The sequence below is a fragment of the Variovorax sp. dw_308 genome, from assembly GCF_019207085.1.
In the GTDB taxonomy this organism is placed as follows: Bacteria; Pseudomonadota; Gammaproteobacteria; order Burkholderiales; family Burkholderiaceae_C; genus Variovorax.
On record NZ_JAATOM010000008.1, the window covers coordinates 150,705 to 168,871 of the forward strand.

At 64.6% G+C, this 18,167-nt stretch carries 18 protein-coding genes; 6 read left to right on the plus strand and 12 right to left on the minus strand.

The window, feature by feature from the left end:
• Positions 1–126 precede the first annotated feature (126 nt).
• The 3 genes from ruvC to HCU76_RS17895 all read right to left on the minus strand — a co-directional run bounded on the left by ruvC (position 127) and on the right by HCU76_RS17895 (position 2,754).
• The gene (gene ruvC / locus HCU76_RS17885) at positions 127–669 is read right to left on the minus strand and encodes a crossover junction endodeoxyribonuclease RuvC (protein WP_213952952.1); all 543 of its coding nucleotides are present in this window, start codon (positions 667–669) and stop codon (positions 127–129) included.
• Between the two features lie 224 nt (positions 670–893).
• Positions 894–1,928: a phosphatidate cytidylyltransferase gene (locus HCU76_RS17890; protein ID WP_213952953.1), complete on the minus strand. Its 1,035-nt coding sequence runs from the start codon at positions 1,926–1,928 to the stop codon at positions 894–896.
• A 64-nt stretch (positions 1,929–1,992) separates the two neighbouring features.
• Entirely contained in the window at positions 1,993–2,754 is a 762-nt protein-coding gene (locus HCU76_RS17895) for a 1-acyl-sn-glycerol-3-phosphate acyltransferase (RefSeq protein ID WP_218510190.1), read from the minus strand.
• Positions 2,755–2,878: 124 nt separating this feature from the next.
• On the opposite strand from HCU76_RS17895, the gene HCU76_RS17900 reads away from it, so the two are divergent.
• Positions 2,879–3,559 (plus strand): AroM family protein, encoded by a 681-nt coding sequence (locus tag HCU76_RS17900; RefSeq protein WP_218510191.1) that lies wholly within the window; start codon positions 2,879–2,881, stop codon positions 3,557–3,559.
• A 183-nt stretch (positions 3,560–3,742) separates the two neighbouring features.
• Here the strand turns inward: HCU76_RS17900 and HCU76_RS17905 are convergent, their stop codons facing one another.
• From HCU76_RS17905 to HCU76_RS17920, 4 genes are read right to left on the minus strand one after another with little or no spacing between them, the layout of a single operon-like run.
• Complete coding sequence (locus tag HCU76_RS17905) at positions 3,743–5,785, minus strand: PAS domain-containing protein (protein ID WP_218510192.1); 2,043 nt, start codon at positions 5,783–5,785, stop codon at positions 3,743–3,745.
• A 7-nt stretch (positions 5,786–5,792) separates the two neighbouring features.
• Positions 5,793–6,617 carry a triacylglycerol lipase gene (locus tag HCU76_RS17910; protein WP_218510193.1) on the minus strand — a complete coding sequence of 275 codons (825 nt, stop codon included), beginning with the start codon at positions 6,615–6,617 and terminating at the stop codon, positions 5,793–5,795.
• Positions 6,618–6,626: 9 nt separating this feature from the next.
• Positions 6,627–7,115, minus strand: coding sequence for a hypothetical protein (locus tag HCU76_RS17915; RefSeq protein ID WP_218510194.1), 489 nt, complete (start codon positions 7,113–7,115; stop codon positions 6,627–6,629).
• 5 nt (positions 7,116–7,120) lie between these two features.
• Positions 7,121–7,498 carry a helicase SNF2 gene (locus tag HCU76_RS17920; protein WP_218510195.1) on the minus strand — a complete coding sequence of 126 codons (378 nt, stop codon included), beginning with the start codon at positions 7,496–7,498 and terminating at the stop codon, positions 7,121–7,123.
• Positions 7,499–7,967: 469 nt separating this feature from the next.
• On the opposite strand from HCU76_RS17920, the gene HCU76_RS17925 reads away from it, so the two are divergent.
• Positions 7,968–8,774, plus strand: a complete 807-nt coding sequence (locus tag HCU76_RS17925) for an alpha/beta fold hydrolase (protein WP_218510196.1) — start codon at positions 7,968–7,970, stop codon at positions 8,772–8,774.
• A gap of 21 nt (positions 8,775–8,795) precedes the next feature.
• Positions 8,796–9,563, plus strand: a complete 768-nt coding sequence (locus HCU76_RS17930) for an SDR family NAD(P)-dependent oxidoreductase (RefSeq protein ID WP_218510197.1) — start codon at positions 8,796–8,798, stop codon at positions 9,561–9,563.
• Between the two features lie 61 nt (positions 9,564–9,624).
• On the opposite strand, the gene HCU76_RS17935 is transcribed toward HCU76_RS17930, so the two are convergent.
• Positions 9,625–10,383 (minus strand): response regulator, encoded by a 759-nt coding sequence (locus HCU76_RS17935; protein WP_218510198.1) that lies wholly within the window; start codon positions 10,381–10,383, stop codon positions 9,625–9,627.
• Positions 10,384–10,453: 70 nt separating this feature from the next.
• Positions 10,454–12,112, minus strand: a complete 1,659-nt coding sequence (locus HCU76_RS17940) for a PAS domain-containing sensor histidine kinase (RefSeq protein ID WP_218510199.1) — start codon at positions 12,110–12,112, stop codon at positions 10,454–10,456.
• Positions 12,113–12,414: 302 nt separating this feature from the next.
• Here HCU76_RS17940 and HCU76_RS17945 point away from each other — a divergent pair, with 302 nt between their 5' ends.
• The 3 genes from HCU76_RS17945 (at position 12,415) to HCU76_RS17955 (ending at position 15,273) form a co-directional block, all read left to right on the plus strand.
• A complete protein-coding gene (locus tag HCU76_RS17945; RefSeq protein WP_218510200.1) occupies positions 12,415–13,299 on the plus strand; it encodes a response regulator in 885 nt (294 codons plus the stop codon).
• A 191-nt stretch (positions 13,300–13,490) separates the two neighbouring features.
• Positions 13,491–13,883, plus strand: coding sequence for an MAPEG family protein (locus HCU76_RS17950; RefSeq protein ID WP_371319850.1), 393 nt, complete (start codon positions 13,491–13,493; stop codon positions 13,881–13,883).
• Between the two features lie 28 nt (positions 13,884–13,911).
• Positions 13,912–15,273 carry an epoxide hydrolase family protein gene (locus HCU76_RS17955; RefSeq protein ID WP_256354258.1) on the plus strand — a complete coding sequence of 454 codons (1,362 nt, stop codon included), beginning with the start codon at positions 13,912–13,914 and terminating at the stop codon, positions 15,271–15,273.
• 275 nt (positions 15,274–15,548) lie between these two features.
• Here the strand turns inward: HCU76_RS17955 and HCU76_RS17960 are convergent, their stop codons facing one another.
• From HCU76_RS17960 to aroE, 3 genes are all read right to left on the minus strand, one after another.
• Positions 15,549–16,334, minus strand: coding sequence for an IclR family transcriptional regulator (locus HCU76_RS17960; RefSeq protein WP_218510201.1), 786 nt, complete (start codon positions 16,332–16,334; stop codon positions 15,549–15,551).
• 208 nt (positions 16,335–16,542) lie between these two features.
• The gene (gene mtgA, locus HCU76_RS17965) at positions 16,543–17,292 is read right to left on the minus strand and encodes a monofunctional biosynthetic peptidoglycan transglycosylase (protein WP_218510202.1); all 750 of its coding nucleotides are present in this window, start codon (positions 17,290–17,292) and stop codon (positions 16,543–16,545) included.
• A 9-nt stretch (positions 17,293–17,301) separates the two neighbouring features.
• Positions 17,302–18,141 carry a shikimate dehydrogenase gene (gene aroE / locus HCU76_RS17970; RefSeq protein WP_218510203.1) on the minus strand — a complete coding sequence of 280 codons (840 nt, stop codon included), beginning with the start codon at positions 18,139–18,141 and terminating at the stop codon, positions 17,302–17,304.
• Positions 18,142–18,167 lie beyond the last annotated feature (26 nt).

The window sequence follows — 18,167 nt, forward strand, 5'->3', positions numbered from 1 at the left end:
AAGAAAGGAATCCCTTCCTTATCCTTTGAATTGAATCTTTCGCGTCCTTCGCGGAGCCTTCGCGTCCTCTGCGTACGGTCAAGTCCGATCCCGCATCCGCGGCCATTGCTGCTGCGCAGTCCGAACTCAGCGCGTACGCCCCTGCCGATACCCGCCCCCGGAGCCTTTCGTCACCGCCGCCCCCAAGCGCTCCATCGACCTGCCGACATGCGCATGCGTGATCGCGATGCCCAGCGCATCGGCCGCATCGGCGCCCGGCAGGCCCGGCAGGTTCAACAGCCGCTTCACCATCTCCTGCACTTGCGCCTTGGCCGCATTGCCATGGCCGGCGACGGCCTGCTTCATCTGCAGCGCGGTGTACTCGGCCACGCTGAGCTTGTTGACGACCAGCGCCGTCAGGCAGGCGCCGCGCGCCTGGCCCAGCATCAATGTCGATTGGGGGTTGACGTTGACGAACACGATCTCGACCGCCGCAGCCGTCGGCTGGTAGCGCTCGGCAATCTCGCCGATGCCATCGAACAGCACCTTCAGCCGCAATGCCAGTTCGCCGCCGACCATGTGCTTGGTGCTGATGGTGCCGCTGGCCACATAGCGCAGCGAATGGCCATCCGCGTCGACCACGCCGAAGCCGGTGGTCTGCAGGCCGGGATCAATGCCGAGGATGCGCATCTGAGCAAGGGCAAGGTGCCCCCTGGGTGGGTCGACGGCGGCATGCAGGGGAGGAAGGCATTGACACAGGAATGTAGTCGAACTGCCCCATGCAAGGGCGTCGGCGAGGACGATCAAAAGAAAGAAGAAAAGAATCTCTTTCGGAGTTCCTTCGCGTCCTTCGCGAACCTTCGCGTCCTCTGCGTACGGTCAAGTCCGATTCCGCATTCCCGGCGACCACCTGTTCAAAGCCCGAAATACCAGCGCACCGAATGAAAGAAGATCGGCGCCGCAAAGCACAACGCATCCACCCGGTCGAGCAGGCCGGCGGCTCCGGTCACGCCCACGCCCTTCTGGCCCCAATGCGGTATGCCACGATCGCGCTTCAGTGCCTTCATCACGAGGTGGCCCATCGAGCCCGCCACGCAGGCGATCAGCGACATCGCCATGGCCTGTCCGTACTTGAAGGGCGTGATGAAGGACATCAGGCCGCCCACCACGGTGCCGATGGCCATGCCCGCGCTCCAGCTGGCCCAGTTGAAGCTTCGGCTCACGTTGGGCGCGAAGGGTGGGCGCGTCAACCAGCGCCGCAGCTGGCTGCTGCCTTCGGCCGGCGGGTAGACGAAATGCCGCGCGATCAGGTGCTGCACCACCATGCAGGCCTGCACCACGAACACCAGGAAGAAGACGAGGAACGCGCTCTTGCCCTCGAAGCCCGGGAACGACAGCAGCAGCAAGGCCGGCACGTGGCTCATGCCGTAGACGCAGACCATGATGCCCCACTGCAGCTTGGCATTGCGTTCGAGGAAATGGCTCGGGTCGTTGGCCAGCGCGCTCGCCGTGGGAATGGCCAGGAACACGTAGACCGGGATGAACACGGTGAACAGGTTGAAGTGCGCCGTGCCCACCAGGATGAACTGCAGCGGCAGCACCACGAAGAAGGCCAGGATCAGGCTGCGGTGGTCGCCGCGCCGCGTCGGGGACAGCGTGATGAATTCGCGCAGCGCCAGGAACGCGAGCAGGCCGAACAGGAAGGTCGCGAAGCCGGGCCCCAGCACCCAGCCGGTCCAGAACATCACCGCCATGCCCCAGCTGGTGCGAAGCAGGCGGCGGAAGTCGTTGAAGTCCTGCAGCCATGCTTCGCCGCGGTCATGGTTGCGGCGCTCCCGCAGGCCGATGATCAGCGTGGCGATGCTCACGATGGTCAGGATGCCGAAGACGATCAGGAACAGGGCGCCGACCTGTTGGCCCGGTGTCAGGCTGCGCAAGGATTGATTCATGAACGGGGCTTCTTCAACTCGGAAGGTGTGAATGCGCGGGCATGGCGGGGGCGCTCACACGATCTCAAACATCGCGCAGCGCGAGCACGGCGGCACGGGCGCGCTCCAGGAACGGGCGGCGTTGCTCGCCTTCCTGCACCTGCATCGGCGCGCCGAAGGTCACGGAGCAGAGGATCGGCACAGGCACCACTTCACCCTTGGGCATGACTCGCTGGATGTTGTCGATCCACGCCGGCACCAGCACCACGTCGGGGAACATCTTCGCCAGCGCATAGAGGCCGGACTTGAACTTCTGCGGCTCGCCGGTGTTGCCGCGCGTGCCCTCCGGAAAGATGATGATCGAGTCGCCGCTCTTGAGGGCTTCGACGAGCGGCGTCAGCGGGTCGCTGCTGTCCAGGACGGCGGCGGGCGCCGCGGCCACGGCCTCGGGTTCGGCTTGGGGTTCGGGTTCGGACGGCACCAGCGGCAACTGGATCGCCTGGACGGGCTCCATCGATGGCTCGACCCGTTCAGCCGGCGGGGGAGGCGAGGGCGGCGGTGCTGCCGCCTGGCCGCGATCCACATACACCGCATGGAACACCTCGGTCGTGATCCAGCGCTTGACCGGCGTGTTGGCCCAGTAGTCGCGCGCAGCGATCGGCCGGGTGATCACGCGCAATTCCTCGGGCAGCGCGGCCCAGATCATGACGATGTCGGCATGGCTCTGGTGATTCGCGAAATAGATGCGCTGTTCCGCCTTGGGCGGGCAGCCATACCAACGTGCCTGCGAGCCGGTGAGCAAGCGCACCACGCCAAGCAATATCCATCCCACGAGTTTTGCCAACATGGCCGCGATGATAAGGCGCGAAGACGCGGGTGCCGCAGGATCAGGACTGGCACGGCATCCGGATCGAGTGGATAAAGAGTTCAACTAAACGGGTATGTGTTCCGTAAAATGGAACTATTGATGAATGGCCACCTTCCGGCTTGCCTTGCTCACGATCGGTCAGTCGCCACGCCCCGACATGACGCAGGCCATCAGGCGCGCATTGCCCGCGCATGTTCAGGTCGACGAGCGAGGCGTGCTCGATGGCCTGTCGCGCGGCGAGATCGAACAGCGATTCGCCTCGCGCCCAGGCAGCGCGCCATTGATCACGCGCCTGTCCGATGGAAATGCCATCACGGTGGATTCGGCCGCGGTCGAGGCAGGCCTGCAGGATTCGATCGACCACCTGGAGCAGGATGGCGCCGACGCCATCGTCGTTCTCTGCACGGGTCGCTTTCCGGCGCTGCGAGCCGACCGCGCCTGGCTCATAGAGCCTGACACCCTGGTGCCGGCGGTGGTGGCCAGTCTCGTGGGCAGGGGGCGCCTGGGCGTCATCGCGCCCATGCCGAGCCAGATCGGCATGGTGATGGAGAAGTGGAACGCATTGCCGGGCTGCCACGTCGCCGCGGCCGCTTCCCCCAATGCGTCCGACGATGCGCTCGTGGCGGCGGCGCAGTCGCTGAGCGAGCAAGGCGCCACCGCACTGGTGCTCGACTGCATGGGCTACACCGCAGCCCACAAAGCCGCCTTGCAGCGACAGGTCCCCGGGTTGCCCGTCTTCGTCTCGGCCGGCGTGCTGGCATCCTCGCTGGCCATCGCCTTCTAGGGGCAGTCGATGAAGACGCGCACCTTGGCGCTCAAATGCCGGTTCGGCCGGTAAGTCTCGAGCGCCTGAACCTGCCCGGCGATCGTGCTCCTCGGCAGCAGTAGCAGGTCGGCCGTCCGCTTGAATCGGGACGGCTTCCCGAACGTCGGTGCCCTTGGCGCGAGTCCAGAATTTCGCGCTATCTCACCGTTTCGCCGCAACAAGCACGCGGGCTATCGCGGCTGCGAGGTGCTGCTTCGACAACGGCTTCTTCAACAGCTCATCGGCGCCTGCATCGATCGCTTCCTGCCCAATGATGCCGCCGACGTAGCCGCTGAGCAGAATGATCGGAACAGAAGGTCGGATGATCCGCAGCTCGCGAATCAACGCGGAACCCTGCATCTCAGGCATGCGCTCATCGGTGACAACGACATCAAAGCGATCCGGGTGCGCACGAAACGCTGCCAACGCATCAAGGCTCGACGTGAATCCGACGGGCACATAGCCCAACTCAGAAAGCGACACGGTCATCAGACTGACCAACGCCGATTCATCATCGATGACCAGAACTTGCTCATGGCTGCCGACGCTCGATAACGGCGCTTCAACAGCCACATCAGGCGCGACATCACCGATGCGCGGCACGTAGACAGAAAAGACACTGCCAGAGCCCAACACGCTCTTGACCCCGATCGCCCCGCCAAGCTCGGCCACCACGTTGTTCACCATGGCCAGGCCCAGCCCGGTTCCGACGCCTTGGTCCTTGGTCGTGAAGAACGCATCGAAGATCCGGTGCAATGACTCCGGTGCTATGCCACACCCGGAGTCGGCGACCTCCAATGCGACATATTCACCAGGCTCCAACACCCCACTGGTCAGCACGCGGGGCGCAGAGATTTCCAACACCTCCAGCGAAACCTGCAACGTGCCACCTTTGCCCATCGCGTAGATGGCATTGGTCCCGAGGTTCATGACCAGTTGATGCAGCTGCGTCGGGTCTCCCAGAATGGCGGCGCGCCCGGCGTTCAAGCGAGATTCGATTTGAATTTCCCCCGGAAGCGTGGCCCTTAGCAACTGCAGCGCTTCCTGGACGATGCGCTCAACACTCACTGGTGTCCGAGGCGCGCTCGCGCTGCCGCTGCTGAACACCAGGATGCGCTCGACCAGCGCCCTCCCCCGCTCGCCCGCAACCAGGATGCTTTCGATGCTGTGTCGCAAGCGGCTGCCCAGTGGCGCATCGCGCAGTGCCATTTCCCCGTAGCCAAGGGTTGCCGCAAGAATATTGTTGAAGTCATGTGCGATGCCGCCTGCCATCGTGCCAGTGACTTCGAGCCGCTGCGCCTGCAGCAGGGCGGCCTCGGCGCGCTTTTGGGAATCGATGTCGGTCACCGATCCCGCCATGCGTATCGGGCGTTTCTCGCTGTCAACGATACAAACCCCGCGGACACGAACCCAGTGATAACTGCCATCCGCATGCCGCATGCGCCATACAACGTCGAGCATGTCAGCAGCGCCCGAGAGGTACGCGTCAGCGTGCCGTTTTCGGAGATCGGCGTCATCCGGATGAACCGTCGACATGTTGTACCAGTCTGCGCGCGGCCGGGTGGTCCGTCCCGGATCCAGCCCGAAAAGACTCTGCCCCCGAACTGAGAGGAACATCTCGTCGCTGACCATGTCCCAGTCGAACACGCCATCGTTGGATCCCGCAACGGCCAGCGCAAAACGCTCCTCGGAAGCCACCAGGTCAGCTTGTCGGGCCTTGTAGATGTCTATGTCTCGCATGGTCCCCACAAAGCGAGCCGGTCGCCCGGACGGATCGCGAACGCAAATTCCACACATCCTCATCCAGTGATAGCTGCCATCGTTGTGGCGCACGCGGCACTCACGCTCGAAAGCCGGAATACGGCCCGCGAGAAAGTCATCCAGCGCCTGGAAATGGCCTGGCTGGTCAGCGGGATGAAACTGGATCGCCGAAAGCCAATCGCTGCGCGTCTTGACACTCGCGTCGGGTCGCAGGCCGTGGAGTGCGAGTCCGCGTTCGTCGAGGAGCGCGTGATCCTTGAAGATGTCCCAATCGAAGACACCGTCGCTCGAGCTGGCGATGGCAAGCGCAAGGCGCTCTTCGCTCCTGCGAAGCCCGACGAGCTCGACCTTGGCTGCGTTCAACGCGTTTGCCAGTCTCGCGTTCTCCGTCCGGAGGGCTTCGTGGCTTCGACGATCTGGTCTGGATTTGGCGATGCGTTTCATCGGGTTCCTATCGAAGCAAAAGACCCATGCGCAGGGCGGCTGCACTGTGAAGCACCGACGTGTGGGTTCCAATTTCCTTCACGACGAACGCGGCGCGGCGCTGCATCTCGGCACTCGTCTGGCTGCGGCGGCTGATGGTTCCGTCGCCGATGCACCGGGGATCGTCATGCTCGATCGTGTAGACCAAGGTGAACGGGGTTGCGATGTCCTGGCGCCAGATCGCCATCAGCGCCTCGCTGCCAGGCGCCAGGTCTGTCCATATCGGAAGCGGGGAACGGGAAAACCAGATGCCAAGCCGTGCCGCAGAGCTGCCGTCCCAAGGCGTGTTCACGCTGACCAGGCGCGAGACGATGATTCGCTTTTCCATCTCGGCGACCGCGCGCCATGCCACCAAGCCACCCATGCTATGCGCAAACACGCTGATATGCGAAACCCGATACCGCTGCAGCAGTGCCAGAACGCCATCGGCCAGTTCTGTCCCGCTCTGGGCGACAGAGTTGCCGGACGCATAGTACGCAAACCAGGCCTGCTGAGTCGCGGGATCCAGGTTCTCAGCCACTTCGGAAAGATCTCGGGGCGAACCATTGGCACCGTGCACAAAGAGCACAACCTCCTTTGAACTGTCGGGCTCGGACGCCATGTAGATGCCGCCGTACTTGAAATCCAGCGGGTGTGTCATGCCGGCATTCGCCACCGACGATTCGAAGCGGGCGTCTGCGTCGATGTCGACAACATCCGATGCCCCAGCCTGCCCGCTGCTCGCCAGCATTGCAAGTGCGGCCAGCCCCAGGCCGAACGCCGTGCGATGGACCTTCAAGCGGAATGAAATCATGCTGACTCGTCAACCGACGGCAACGAATCGGTCCGCCCGCGCAGCGTCTCGAACGGCGGGCAGATCGGTGGCCAACAGATCGACCGGCGCCCGTTCGCACAGCCATGCATTGGGGGCGGCGAACCATTGCGCCATTTCCCAGCCGTGGAACGCGCTGCCGAGCTCGAGGATGACGTCTAGTGCTCCGGCCTCTGGAAGCATCTTGAACCCGGAGAATTGAAAGGCTGGGATCCAGAACGTATCGCTCCATTGGAATGCCAGCAACTCACCGGCAACGATCTGGCGCGCCAGACTGGCGTGGTCGCCTTGCTGCCGTTGAGTCAGCAGCGCTGCCAGATGCTCGCCGCGGTACAAGCCGCCCGACCCGCGGAAAGCATCGAGCAACGCCACGAACTGCGCATCGCTGCCTCGCAGTGAAGTCACCTGGTCGGGCACGCCCGATCGGCAGCGCCTGGCGGCGGCGCCTGGCCGGGTCGAAGCATGGAAGAGCGAGGACATGGCGGTCACTGTCCGGGATAGAAGCCGAGCGCTGCGGCACGGGCCCCGATGCGCACCGCCGAACGGTCGGTGCTGCGCGCCGTTGCCTTGGTGACGCCCGACGATCCACCCTCCGCAAACGGATCGGCCGAATGCGATGCGAGCACGGCTTGCTGACGCACCAAGCTGCGGTCCGTCGATGCAAGCAACGCCGGTGCAGCGGTTGCGCTTGTGCCCTCGCTGTAAGGATTCAAGTTGTGGGCGGCGACGACGGCTTGGGACGCAACTTCCGCCCGGCTGATCTTGCTGGACGCGATGTGCACGCCCTGATAGGTCTCAGATTGCACGCTGGTGGCGGCGAGCATCGACAAGGCAGCGACAACGATGATCTTCGAGGTGTTCATTAGGATTCTTTCAATGGTTTGAGTGGATCGACACCATGCGGTGGCGAGACTCCATTGGCATCCCGCGATGTGTGCGCCTTGTGTCCTGCTTCGTGGGTTTTTGCTTCGCCACGTACCTGAGCCACGGCAGATACAGCGGCGGACACGACTCTTGCGCTTCTCCATCTGTCGATGTGCGGCAAGGCGGCCACCGCCTCAATTCGACCAGGAAGCAGTTTGAGGAAGGCTTCCGGCAGATGTGCTCGCGCCCGTGTCGGACATCGCGTTGCGGTGGCTCTGAAGCCGATCAGTCGCAGCGTTTGCTTCCGGAATCCCTGCCCCGGCACCGACCGAGCGAAACCTACTGTGTGTGCCGCCGCGCCGTATACGCCGCCGTACACGATGCGCGTCTTCTGCCGCGGAACGCCCTACAACCGGCGTTCGAACCCGGCGCATACAGCGCCGCCCCTTTCAACTACCGGACCCATCCATGCCAACTCCGCTCACCCGCCTCGTGCGCACAACGGCCGCCCTCGGCCTCATCGCGCTCGCCGCGACGCTGCCTCTCGGTGCGGCCGCTCAGCCCGCGCAAGCGGCCAGGCCCACCATCGTGCTGGTGCACGGTGCATTCGCAGAATCGTCGAGCTGGGATGGTGTCGTACGAAGGCTGCAGGCCCAGCATTACCCCGTCATCGCAGCGGCCAATCCGCTGCGCGGCGTGAAGTCCGATGCATCGACTATCGCGGCCATCGTCGACTCGACCCAAGGTCCCGTCGTACTGGTCGGCCACTCGTATGGCGGTTCGGTGATCTCGCAGGCAGCGCTCGGCAAGCCCAACGTCAAGGCTCTGGTCTTCGTCGCCGCCTTTGCACCGGAGGAAGGCGAAACCGCAGTCGAGCTTTCAGGCAGGTTCCCGGGCAGCACGCTCGGGCCGACGCTCGCGCCCGCTGTGACGCTGACAGAGGGTGGCAAGGACCTGTACATCGAGCAGGGCAAGTTTCGCGATCAGTTCGCAGCCGACGTACCTGCGGCGGCTGCGCGGCTCATGGCCGCCGCGCAGCGTCCGGTCACGGAAGCCGCACTCAATGAGCCTGCCGCATCGCCTGCGTGGAAGACGGTGCCCTCGTACTTCGTCTACGGCGACCGTGACAAGAACATTCCGGCCGCCGCGCAGGCTTTCATGGCGCAACGCGCCAAGTCGCTGAAGACCGTCGTGGTCAAGGGGGCGTCGCATGTCGTCATGACCTCGCAGCCGGACGCCGTCGCAAAGCTCATCGTCGAAGCCGCCACCCATTGACCGATCCTTCAGGAAGCAACCATGACAACACCAGTAGCCCTTATCACCGGTGGTTCGACGGGCATCGGCAAGGAAACCGCCAGGCAGCTTGTCGGCAAGGGGGTCCACGTGATCATCGGCGGCCGGCGCGCGGAAGCCGGCGCGCAGGCGGTGGCCGAGATCAGCGCCTTCGCGGCGGCGACGGGAGCCAGCGGCAGCGTGCGCTTCGTCCAGAACAGCGTCGACGACGAAGCAGATGTTCGCCGGATGATCGACGGCATCGTCAGGGACCACGGGCGCCTGGACCTCGCGGTGAACAACGCCGGCATTTCCACCGAGAACACGATGATCGGCGACTCCGATACGCAGGCTTTCAGGGCGATGCTGGAGACCAATGTGCTGGGCCTGTATCACTGCATGAAGTTCGAGATTCAGCAGATGCAGCGGCAGTCCGGCGGCTCGATCGTCAACCTGGCCTCCATCGCGGGCTTGAACGGAATTCCATGGGCGTCGACGTACGCGGCGACGAAGCATGCGGTGGTAGGACTGACCCGGTCGAGTGCCCTGGACTATGCAACCCAGAACATCCGCATCAATGCTGTTGCGCCGGGTGCCATCCGCACGGATCTGATCGCCAGCCAGATCGCCCTCGGCAAATACAACGAAGCGAGCATCCAGGCCTTGCATCCGATGATGCGGATGGGCCAGCCCGAGGAAATAGCGCGCGGCATCTGCTGGCTCCTGTCCGATGAAGCGAGCTTCGTGACTGGCCACGTGCTGAGCATCGACGGTGGCTTCCAGGCGAAATAGAGCCCAAGCGTTTCATGCCGCCCTGGCGAATGGCGGCATGGGGCGTGACCATACGCCAACTTCAGCCGTTCACGACCTCGACGGCCGCGCTGAACACATAGCCGACGCCGCGCTCGGTGAGGATGAGGGTCGGCTCCATGGCATCGACTTCGATCTTCTTGCGCAGCCGGCCGACTTGCACGTCGACAGAGCGATCAAAGACCTCGGCGTTGTGCAGGCGCGTGAGGTCGAGCAGTTGCTCGCGCGCCAGCACGCGCTGGGGCGCGGACAGGAAAGCAACGAGCAGGTTGAAGTCGCCGTTCGACAACGAAACGGGCTCGTCGTTCGGCCCGGTCAACTTGCGCAGGCGGACGTTGAGTTCCCACCCGGCAAATCGGTAAGCGCGGATTTTCGCGAGCGCGCCGGCCGTGGTTTCCTGCATTCGCGAGCGCCGCAATAGCGCCCGTATCCTCGCCAGCAGCTCTCGCGGTGAAAAAGGCTTGGTCAGGTAGTCGTCTGCACCGAGTTCCAGGCTCATCACCCGGTCGGCTTCGTCCTTTCGGCCCGTCAGAATGATGATGGGCAGGTTGGAATTCGCGCGCAGCTGTCTGGCGATCTGCAACCCGTCTTCACCGGGCAATCGAAGGTCGAGGATCAGCAGGTCAACCGAGTCACGGGCAAGCACCTGGGCCATCTCATGGCCCGTTGGCACCGCGGTGGTGCGTATCTCGAACTCGGAGAGGTATTCCGCGATCATCTGCCGCACCAACGGATCGTCGTCAACGATCAAGACGTGCGTGGTCGCAATGGGTGCGAATGACGTCGACTGGTCGGGGTGCATCGACCCTCCTGTGTACGACGAGGGCGCGAGGCCCATGTGCGAAGACTGTAGCATCGGCCCCGCAAAACGCCTATCGGCGCGACGCCTCCGGTCGAGGACCCAGGAGGCGCGCCAAGACCGACGCCAAGTCGCGCACCGACAACGGCTTTTTTCGCAACTCGTCGGCGCCCGCCGCGACAGCCTCGTGACTGATGTTGCCGCCAAGATAACCACTGAGCAGCAGTATCGGGACAGCCGGGCGGATGCTGCGCAGTTCGCGGATGAGCATCGAACCCGACATCGCCGGCATGCGTTCATCGGTGATCACGGCATCGAAGCGGTGCGGATACGCCCGAAAAGCTGCCAGCGCCTCGATGCTCGAAGAGAAGCCGACGGGCACGTATCCCAGTTCCGACAGTGAATCGACCATCAAGCGCATCAGCGCCGGCTCATCATCGACCACCAGGATCTGCTCGTGACACCCGACGATCGACGCGGGCGCCTCGACGGCGGCCGCAGGCGCCGCGTCGCCGCTGCGCGGCAGATAGACCGTGAAGGTGCTGCCCGCGCCGATCTTGCTCTCCACGTGCACCGAACCACCGAACTCCGCGATGACGCCGTGCACCAGGGCCAGGCCAAGCCCGGTGCCAACGCCGTCATCCCGGGTGGTGAAGAAGGCATCGAAGATGCGGTGAAATTTGTCGGCGGCAATGCCCGAACCCGAATCGGTCACCTGCAGCGCAACGTATTCGCCCGGGTTCAGGCGGCCTGTTGTCGTGATGCGCGGTGCAGCGATGTCAACCACCTCCAGGGCGATCCGCAGAGTCCCTCCCTCCGCCATGGCATGGATGGCGTTGGTTCCCAGGTTCATCACCACCTGGTGAAGTTGCGTCGAATCTCCCATGACCGCGGCGCAACCTGCATTCAGGCAAGACTCGATGTGGATGTCGGCGGGCAGCGTCGCGGCAAGCAACTCCAGCACTTCCTGGACCACACCCTCGAAATGAACCGGCACGCGTTCGCCGACGCCACTGCGGCTGAACACCAGGATGCGGTCGACGAGTGCCCGGCCGCGTTCGCCCGCCACCAGGATGCTCTCGATGCCATGACGCAGCCGGCTGCCGGCTTCCGCGTCACGCAACGCCATCTCTCCGTAACCGAGGATCGCCGCGAGGATGTTGTTGAAGTCGTGCGCAATGCCGCTCGCCATCGTGCCGGTGACCTCCAGTCGCTGCGCCTTGAGGAGCGCCGTCTCTGCGCGCTTTTGCGGATCGATATCGCAGATCGAGCCGACCAGTCGGATCGGCCGGCCCGCCGGATCTCGCACCGTGCGTCCGCGCATGCGCAGCCAGTGGTAGGCGCCATCGTCGTGCAGCACCCGCCATTCGCGTTCATACACCGATAGCCGATCTGCCAATTGGTCGATCACCAGTTTTGCGGGTGTCAGCGCATCGTCGGGATGAACCTTGAAGAGTGACTGCCAGTCGCTGCGCGGCCGAATGGACGGGCCCGCTTGCAGGCCGTGAAGCAACTGGGCGCTTTGCGAGAGATAGAGCAGATCAGTGACCATGTCCCAATCGAATATGCCGTCGCCGGTGCTGGTGATTGCCAACTCGAATCGTTCTTCGATGCCACGGTGGAGCGCGGCGGCATGCTCGGCTGCACGCAAGGCTTCCCTCAAGCTGGCGTTCTCGTCCGCCAGGCCTTCGGCGCCCCGGGTGTCTGGCTTGGGATGGATGCGGCGCTTCATGTGCCGGATTGAAGCAGGCCATCCGCATGTCCGTGTGACGAAAGCAGCGTGCAGTGTGACGGCTGTCGCACGTCACCGTTGCTGACACGGAGACCGTCCTCAGTGCCGGGACAGCACCGGCCTCCAAGGTGCCACATCCGCATCGCTCGCGTGGCGATTGACACGCGCACAGACAACACCTGACTTCAACGCCGCCAAGGGCGCAGCCACAGTGAGCCAACCCGTCGCACAGCGATAGGCAAGACGCGCAACTGTTGCGCCCTGTTGTTGATTGCAGCGTTCACACGCAAAAGGAAAAGCACATGTTCGATGCCCTCGGATCATTGCCGGTTCAGGCCCTGAAGTGCCCGCCGGACTTCATCACCGTCGCCAGACGCCCGATATCGAATCATCGCCCCGCAAGGCTTCGGTCCGAGTGGTCGACGCGCGCAGGACGATCTGCACCGGCCGCGCAGAAGCCCGCCGACAACATCCTGATCGTCGACGCTGACCGGAGCACGCGTGAGCTGCTCAAGGACTACCTGGTGAGGAACGGCTTGCGGGTGGAGGCGGTTCCCACAGGTCGCCACATGCGAAATGCGCTGGATGGCGCGGGGCCATTCGATCTGATCATCCTGGACCCGCTGCTGCCCGGCGAGAACGGCATGACCCTGTGCCGCGATCTCCAGAACGGCAAGTTCAAGGCCACACCCATCCTGATGCTGACGACGCTGCACGAAGAGGCCGACCGGATCCTGGGGCTGGAGATGGGCGCGGACGACTACCTGTCCAAGCCCTGTTCGTCGCGCGAACTCCTGGCACGCCTTCGTGCCATCCTTCGCCGCACGCGCATGCTGCCGCCCAACATGCGATCGAGCGGCGAGGCACCGATGATCGCCTTCGGAGAATGGGAGATGGACACCATCGCCCGCCATCTTCGCGACGAAGGCGGAAAGCTGGTGGCCCTGAGCGGTGCCGAATACCGGCTCTTGCAAGTCTTCCTCGAGCATCCGCAACGGGTGCTCACGCGGGACCAACTGCTGGGCTTCACGCAGGGGCGTGATGCCGATCTCTTCGAGCGTTCGATCGACCTGCTGGTCAGCCGGCTGCGGCAGCGCCTGGGGGACGACGCGCGCGAACCGCGCTATATCAAGACCGTGCGCAGCGAGGGCTACGTATTCGCTTCGGCCGTGACGTCGAAACACTGACCTGCCCGGCCAGCCACGTCTGTTCGTATGTCCACGTATCGGCCCGCGCAACAGGTACACGCCGACTCAACTCTGCCCGCGCACGACATGCCGGAGATACATCCGCCCCGTTCAATGGGCATGTCCGCAGACGCATCGGGCCACCGAGCCGTCCGGCGACCACCACCTTCTTCTCCAGCCAGGAATCAACCATGTCGAACATGCACCCTCTCGTTGTAACCAGTGTCGCGATCCTGGGCTTGCTGCTCTTTGGACTCGGGCTCGCCGTGACGGTTGTGCGCGGCAGGACCCAGGTCCTCACCGGCACCGCTTCCGATCCTGACCATCTGCTGAATCGCCTCATCCGGGCCCACGGCAACACGGCCGAGTACGCCCCGTTCCTTGCCGTGCTCTTCCTGTTCCTCGGCTCCCACCAGCCTGGCGGCCTGACGCTGGGCCTCATCGCGGTTGCCACGGCCGCGCGTGTCCTTCTTGCTGTCGGCCTGATCACGTCGTTGTCGCGTCTCAATGCCTTGCGGGCGATCGGCGCAACGCTGACCTACGTCACGGGCCTCTGGCTATCGATCCTTTTTCTCCTGGCTTGATGGCCGCAACTCACCCGCTCACTCATCAATGGAGATCGTTCCCATGCACAGCTCTAGAAACGTTCAACAGCACCCATCGAAAGTTCGATTTGCGTCCGCCATCTGCGCGGCCAGCCTCATGATTGCGTCGGGCCTGGCGTTCGCGGGCCAGGCCGACGCCGCCGATCCGCCGGCCGATCGAAGGCAGAGTCGGGCAGAGTCCCCGTCCGAGGCGATTCGCCCGTTCAAGGTTCATATCCCGGACAAGGCCCTGAAAGATCTGAAAGCCCGACTGCAAGCGACGCGCTGGCCGGACAAGGAGACGGTAGACGACGCATCCCAGGGCGTCCAGCTGGCGAAGCTGCAAGAGCTGGTGAGGCACTGGGCGACCGACTACGACTGGCGCAAGCTGGAGACGAGGCTCAACGCGCTGCCCCAGTTCGTCACGACGATCGACGGGGCGGAAGTCCAGTTCATCCAGGTCCGGTCACGCCATCCGAATGCCATGCCGCTCATCCTGACGCATGGATGGCCAGGGTCTCCTCTCGAGTTCATCGACGCGATCGGTCCTCTAACCGATCCGACCGCATTTGGAGGACGACCTGAAGACGCCTTCGACGTCGTGATTCCGGCCATTCCGGGGCATGGCTTTTCGAGCAGGCCCAAAGACCTGGGTTGGGGGCCCGACCGCGTGGCTCGGGCTTGGGACGTGCTGATGCATCGCCTTGACTACAACCGATACGTATCCCAGGGTGGCGATCATGGCTCCGTGATTTCGGACGCCCTGGCCCGGCAAAAGCCCCCAGGCCTGCTCGGCATTCATCTGACCATGCCGGCCACGGTACCGCCTGAGCTCGTCAAGGGCATCCATGGCGGCGACGAGCCACCGGCGGGACTCTCTGGCGCCGAACGGACGGCGTATCAAACGCTGAGCAGGTTCTTCGCTCGCAACGCCGCGTATGGCGCCATGATGGTCACCCGGCCGCAGACTGTCGGGTACGGCCTGAACGATTCACCGGCAGGCCTCGCGGCCTTCATGTACGAGAAGATCACCGAGTGGACCTATCCCTCCGGAAACGCCGAGGCCGTGCTCGGGAGGGCCCGGATTCTCGACGACATCTCGCTCTACTGGCTCACCAATACGGCCAGCTCCTCGTCGAGGTTCTACTGGGAGAACAACAACAACAACTTCAGCTCGGCCGCGCAGCGAACGACGGAGATTTCGGTCCCGGTCGCCATCACGGTCTTTCCGGGCGAGATCTATCGCGCACCGAAGTCGTGGGCGGAGCGCGCCTACCCGACGCTCTACTACTTCAGGGAGGTCGATCGAGGCGGGCACTTCGCGGCCTGGGAACAGCCGCAGTTGTTTGCAGAAGAGATGAGGGCCGCTTTCCGGCCCCTGCGCAAATAGGCGGCTTGATGTATCCGGCTTTGGCCGGATGCACACGGCGGATTGAAATGAATGCTCTTGCGGGGCCGTCCAAGCCTGCGCAGGCAGGCTCCGAGCCGCGTCCCTCAGACCCTCGAGGAGGTGCACGCAGCGGCCCGGCAGGAGCCGTTTCGCGGGTGCCCACGAACGTGCTTCGACGCGCTCGCACTGGCTTCATGCGTCGAGGGTCGCACGATGGTGCAGCGGAATCGGATTGGGTCGCTCTCGTGAAGGCGGCTCGCCAGTTTGAACAGGCCCTAAGCTCGCGCAGTCGTCGTGCCGAATGCCAGCCAGTAGGGATCGCCGACCTGCTTGCCCACGCCCATTGCCGCGTCGCGCACGATGATGCCGAAGCGCGCAATCAGCGCATCGGTCAGGTCGGCCACGGGCAAGGCGATGCCGATGCCGTAGAGCTGCCCATGTGCCGAATCGATGACCGCCGACGAGATGCCCGCCACGTTGTCGACGTACTCGCCGCGCGACAGCGCCCAGCCCGTTGCGCGGACTTGCGCCAATCGTTCCAGCAGGTCCTTGCGCGTGCGCGGCACATTGCCGCGGCGCACCTCCATGCGCGGGCCGATCAGCGCGACCACCTCGGCGTCGGTGAGCCGGGCCAGCATCGCGCGGCCGATCGAACTCGCATACGCCGGTGCGCGCGTACCGGGCGGCGTGTAGATCTGCAGCACGCCGGAACCGGCGGAGGTGCGCATCTGGATCACCACCGAATCGCCTTGGTCCATGACGTTGAGGTAGCCCGTGTATCCCGTCTTCGCGACCAGTGCGAGCAATGCCTCCTCCAGCAGCGAGGCCACGTTGCGCGAGGCGCGGAAGTGGTAGGACGCCTCCATGATCACGCTGCCCGGTCGGTAGGCGCGCGTCAGGGCGTCGCGCTCGAGGAAGCCATAGGTGGCCATCATGCTCAGCGTGCGCGAGGCGGAGCTCTTCGGCAGGCTCAGTTCGTTGGCGACGTCCATCACCGTGATGTCGCGGCGCAGCCGCGCGATCAGCTTCAGGACGTCCATGGCATTGGCAAGGGTGCTCATCGTTCGGTTCCGTCGGGGTGCATCGGATCTTAGGGCCCCCTCGAGGCCTCTCCTCTTGACAGGCTGCCGGCGCAATCCATCATTGAGTTCTAGATTTTATCGATAAGTTCCATAATATGGAACTACCTTGAAAAAAGCCCGCCCGCTGGAGGCCTCGCTCGGCGAAGGCTTCGCGCCCGGCGCGCGCGAGCCCGCGCTGGCCTGACGGTCAGGGGAGGTCGGCCGAGGGCATGCGCGCGACGATGGTCGCGCTGCGCCCCAGGATGTAGGCCGAGGTCGGCCGGCGCTCGAAGAACTTCGGGCTCGGCAGCATCACCGCGAGCCGTGCCGCCTCGTTGGCATTCAGCCGCGAGGCCGGCTTGTTGAAGTAGTGCCGCGACGCGGCCTCTGCGCCGAACACGCCTTCGCCCCATTCGACGTTGTTGAGGTAGATCTCGAGGATGCGCTGCTTGCTCAGCAGCAGTTCCAGCAGCGTCGCCAGCACCAGTTCCTGGCCCTTGCGCAGCAGGGTTCGCTCGCCCGAGAGCAGCAGGTTCTTGGCGAGTTGCTGCGTGATGGTGGAGCCGCCGCGCAGCCTCGGCGGGCGCGCCGGCTTGCCGCTGGCTGCCGCCTGCGCCGCCCGCCTGGCGGCGATCTCCTCGGCCTTGGCATTGCGCTGGCGGGCCTTCTCGATCGCCTCCCATTCCACGCCCTGGTGGTAGATGAACTCGCCATCCTCGCTGGCGATGACGGCGCGCTTGAGCGTCTCCGAGATCTGCGCGTAGGGCACCCAGTCCTGCTGCCACTCGTGCCCGCCATTGGCACGGCCATGCGTTGCGATCTGCCAGGCCTCGGAGCGTTGGAATGCCGTCGATTCAGGATTGATCGCGGCCATCGCCGCGATGCGCACGACGAAGAAGAGTTCGAGAGCCAGTCCTGCCACCAGCAGGCACAGCACCCAGCGGAACACGACGCGCATCGCCCGTCGTCAGCCCGCGACCAGCGCGCGCAGTTCCGCCAGCACCTGCGCGGAGGGCGGCCGCACGCCGCGCCAGGTTTCAAAGGCCTCCGCCGCCTGCTCGACCAGCATGCCGAGGCCGTCGCGCGGCACCGCGCCGTTCTCGCGCGCCCAGTCCATGAAACCTTGCGCAGCCGGCCCGTACATCATGTCGACCGCCAGCGCGCCGGGCTTCAGCACGCTGGCGGCCACGGGCACGCCGCCGCCGCTCAGGCTCGACGCCGTGGCGTTGACCACGACGTCGAAGTCGCCGCTGACGGTGCCGAGTTCCTGCGCTTCGATCTCGGCGTGGTGCGACAAGGCGAGCGCCGCATGCCGCTGCACCAGCGTCACTGCCTTGCCAAGTGTTCGATTGGCCACCACCACGCGCCGCGCACCCGCTTCGAGAAAGGGCCCGAGCACGCCCGATGCACCACCGCCAGCGCCGACCAGCAGCACATCGCGGCCTTGCAGTTCGACGCCGGTGTTGCGCGTGATGTCGTTGACCAGGCCGGCGCCGTCGGTGTTGTCGCCATGGATGCCGTCATCTCGAAAGCTCAGCAGGTTCACGGCCTGCGCCAACGTAGCGCGCTGTGTCACGTGTTGCGCCAGCGCCGCCGCATCGAACTTGAACGGCACCGTGACATTGCAACCGCGCGCCGTGCCCGCGGGATCGGCGCGCAACGCGGCCACCGCCGTAGCAAAGCCACCGAGCGGCACCAGGCGCCGGCCATAGTCCAGCGCCTGCCCGGTGAGTTCGGCGAAGCGCATGTGAATCCACGGCGAGCGGCTGTGCTCGATCGGGTTGCCCATCACGCAATACAGGTCCATGGCCTTCTCCCTTGTTGTCTGTCTCG

Excerpts from the sequence above, each read along its gene's own strand:
- ruvC (WP_213952952.1), bottom strand. The coding sequence starts at position 669 with ATGCGCATCCTCGGCATTGATCCCGGCCTGCAGACCACCGGCTTCGGC.
- HCU76_RS17890 (WP_213952953.1), bottom strand. The coding sequence starts at position 1,928 with ATGAATCAATCCTTGCGCAGCCTGACACCGGGCCAACAGGTCGGCGCC.
- HCU76_RS17930 (WP_218510197.1), top strand. The coding sequence starts at position 8,796 with ATGACAACACCAGTAGCCCTTATCACCGGTGGTTCGACGGGCATCGGC.
- HCU76_RS17955 (WP_256354258.1), top strand. The coding sequence starts at position 13,912 with ATGGAGATCGTTCCCATGCACAGCTCTAGAAACGTTCAACAGCACCCA.
- HCU76_RS17905 (WP_218510192.1), bottom strand. The coding sequence starts at position 5,785 with ATGAAACGCATCGCCAAATCCAGACCAGATCGTCGAAGCCACGAAGCC.
- aroE (WP_218510203.1), bottom strand. The coding sequence starts at position 18,141 with ATGGACCTGTATTGCGTGATGGGCAACCCGATCGAGCACAGCCGCTCG.
- HCU76_RS17950 (WP_371319850.1), top strand. The coding sequence starts at position 13,491 with ATGTCGAACATGCACCCTCTCGTTGTAACCAGTGTCGCGATCCTGGGC.
- HCU76_RS17920 (WP_218510195.1), bottom strand. The coding sequence starts at position 7,498 with ATGAACACCTCGAAGATCATCGTTGTCGCTGCCTTGTCGATGCTCGCC.
- HCU76_RS17895 (WP_218510190.1), bottom strand. The coding sequence starts at position 2,754 with ATGTTGGCAAAACTCGTGGGATGGATATTGCTTGGCGTGGTGCGCTTG.
- HCU76_RS17900 (WP_218510191.1), top strand. The coding sequence starts at position 2,879 with ATGGCCACCTTCCGGCTTGCCTTGCTCACGATCGGTCAGTCGCCACGC.
- HCU76_RS17945 (WP_218510200.1), top strand. The coding sequence starts at position 12,415 with ATGTTCGATGCCCTCGGATCATTGCCGGTTCAGGCCCTGAAGTGCCCG.
- HCU76_RS17925 (WP_218510196.1), top strand. The coding sequence starts at position 7,968 with ATGCCAACTCCGCTCACCCGCCTCGTGCGCACAACGGCCGCCCTCGGC.
- HCU76_RS17940 (WP_218510199.1), bottom strand. The coding sequence starts at position 12,112 with ATGAAGCGCCGCATCCATCCCAAGCCAGACACCCGGGGCGCCGAAGGC.
- mtgA (WP_218510202.1), bottom strand. The coding sequence starts at position 17,292 with ATGCGCGTCGTGTTCCGCTGGGTGCTGTGCCTGCTGGTGGCAGGACTG.
- HCU76_RS17960 (WP_218510201.1), bottom strand. The coding sequence starts at position 16,334 with ATGAGCACCCTTGCCAATGCCATGGACGTCCTGAAGCTGATCGCGCGG.
- HCU76_RS17910 (WP_218510193.1), bottom strand. The coding sequence starts at position 6,617 with ATGATTTCATTCCGCTTGAAGGTCCATCGCACGGCGTTCGGCCTGGGG.
- HCU76_RS17915 (WP_218510194.1), bottom strand. The coding sequence starts at position 7,115 with ATGTCCTCGCTCTTCCATGCTTCGACCCGGCCAGGCGCCGCCGCCAGG.
- HCU76_RS17935 (WP_218510198.1), bottom strand. The coding sequence starts at position 10,383 with ATGCACCCCGACCAGTCGACGTCATTCGCACCCATTGCGACCACGCAC.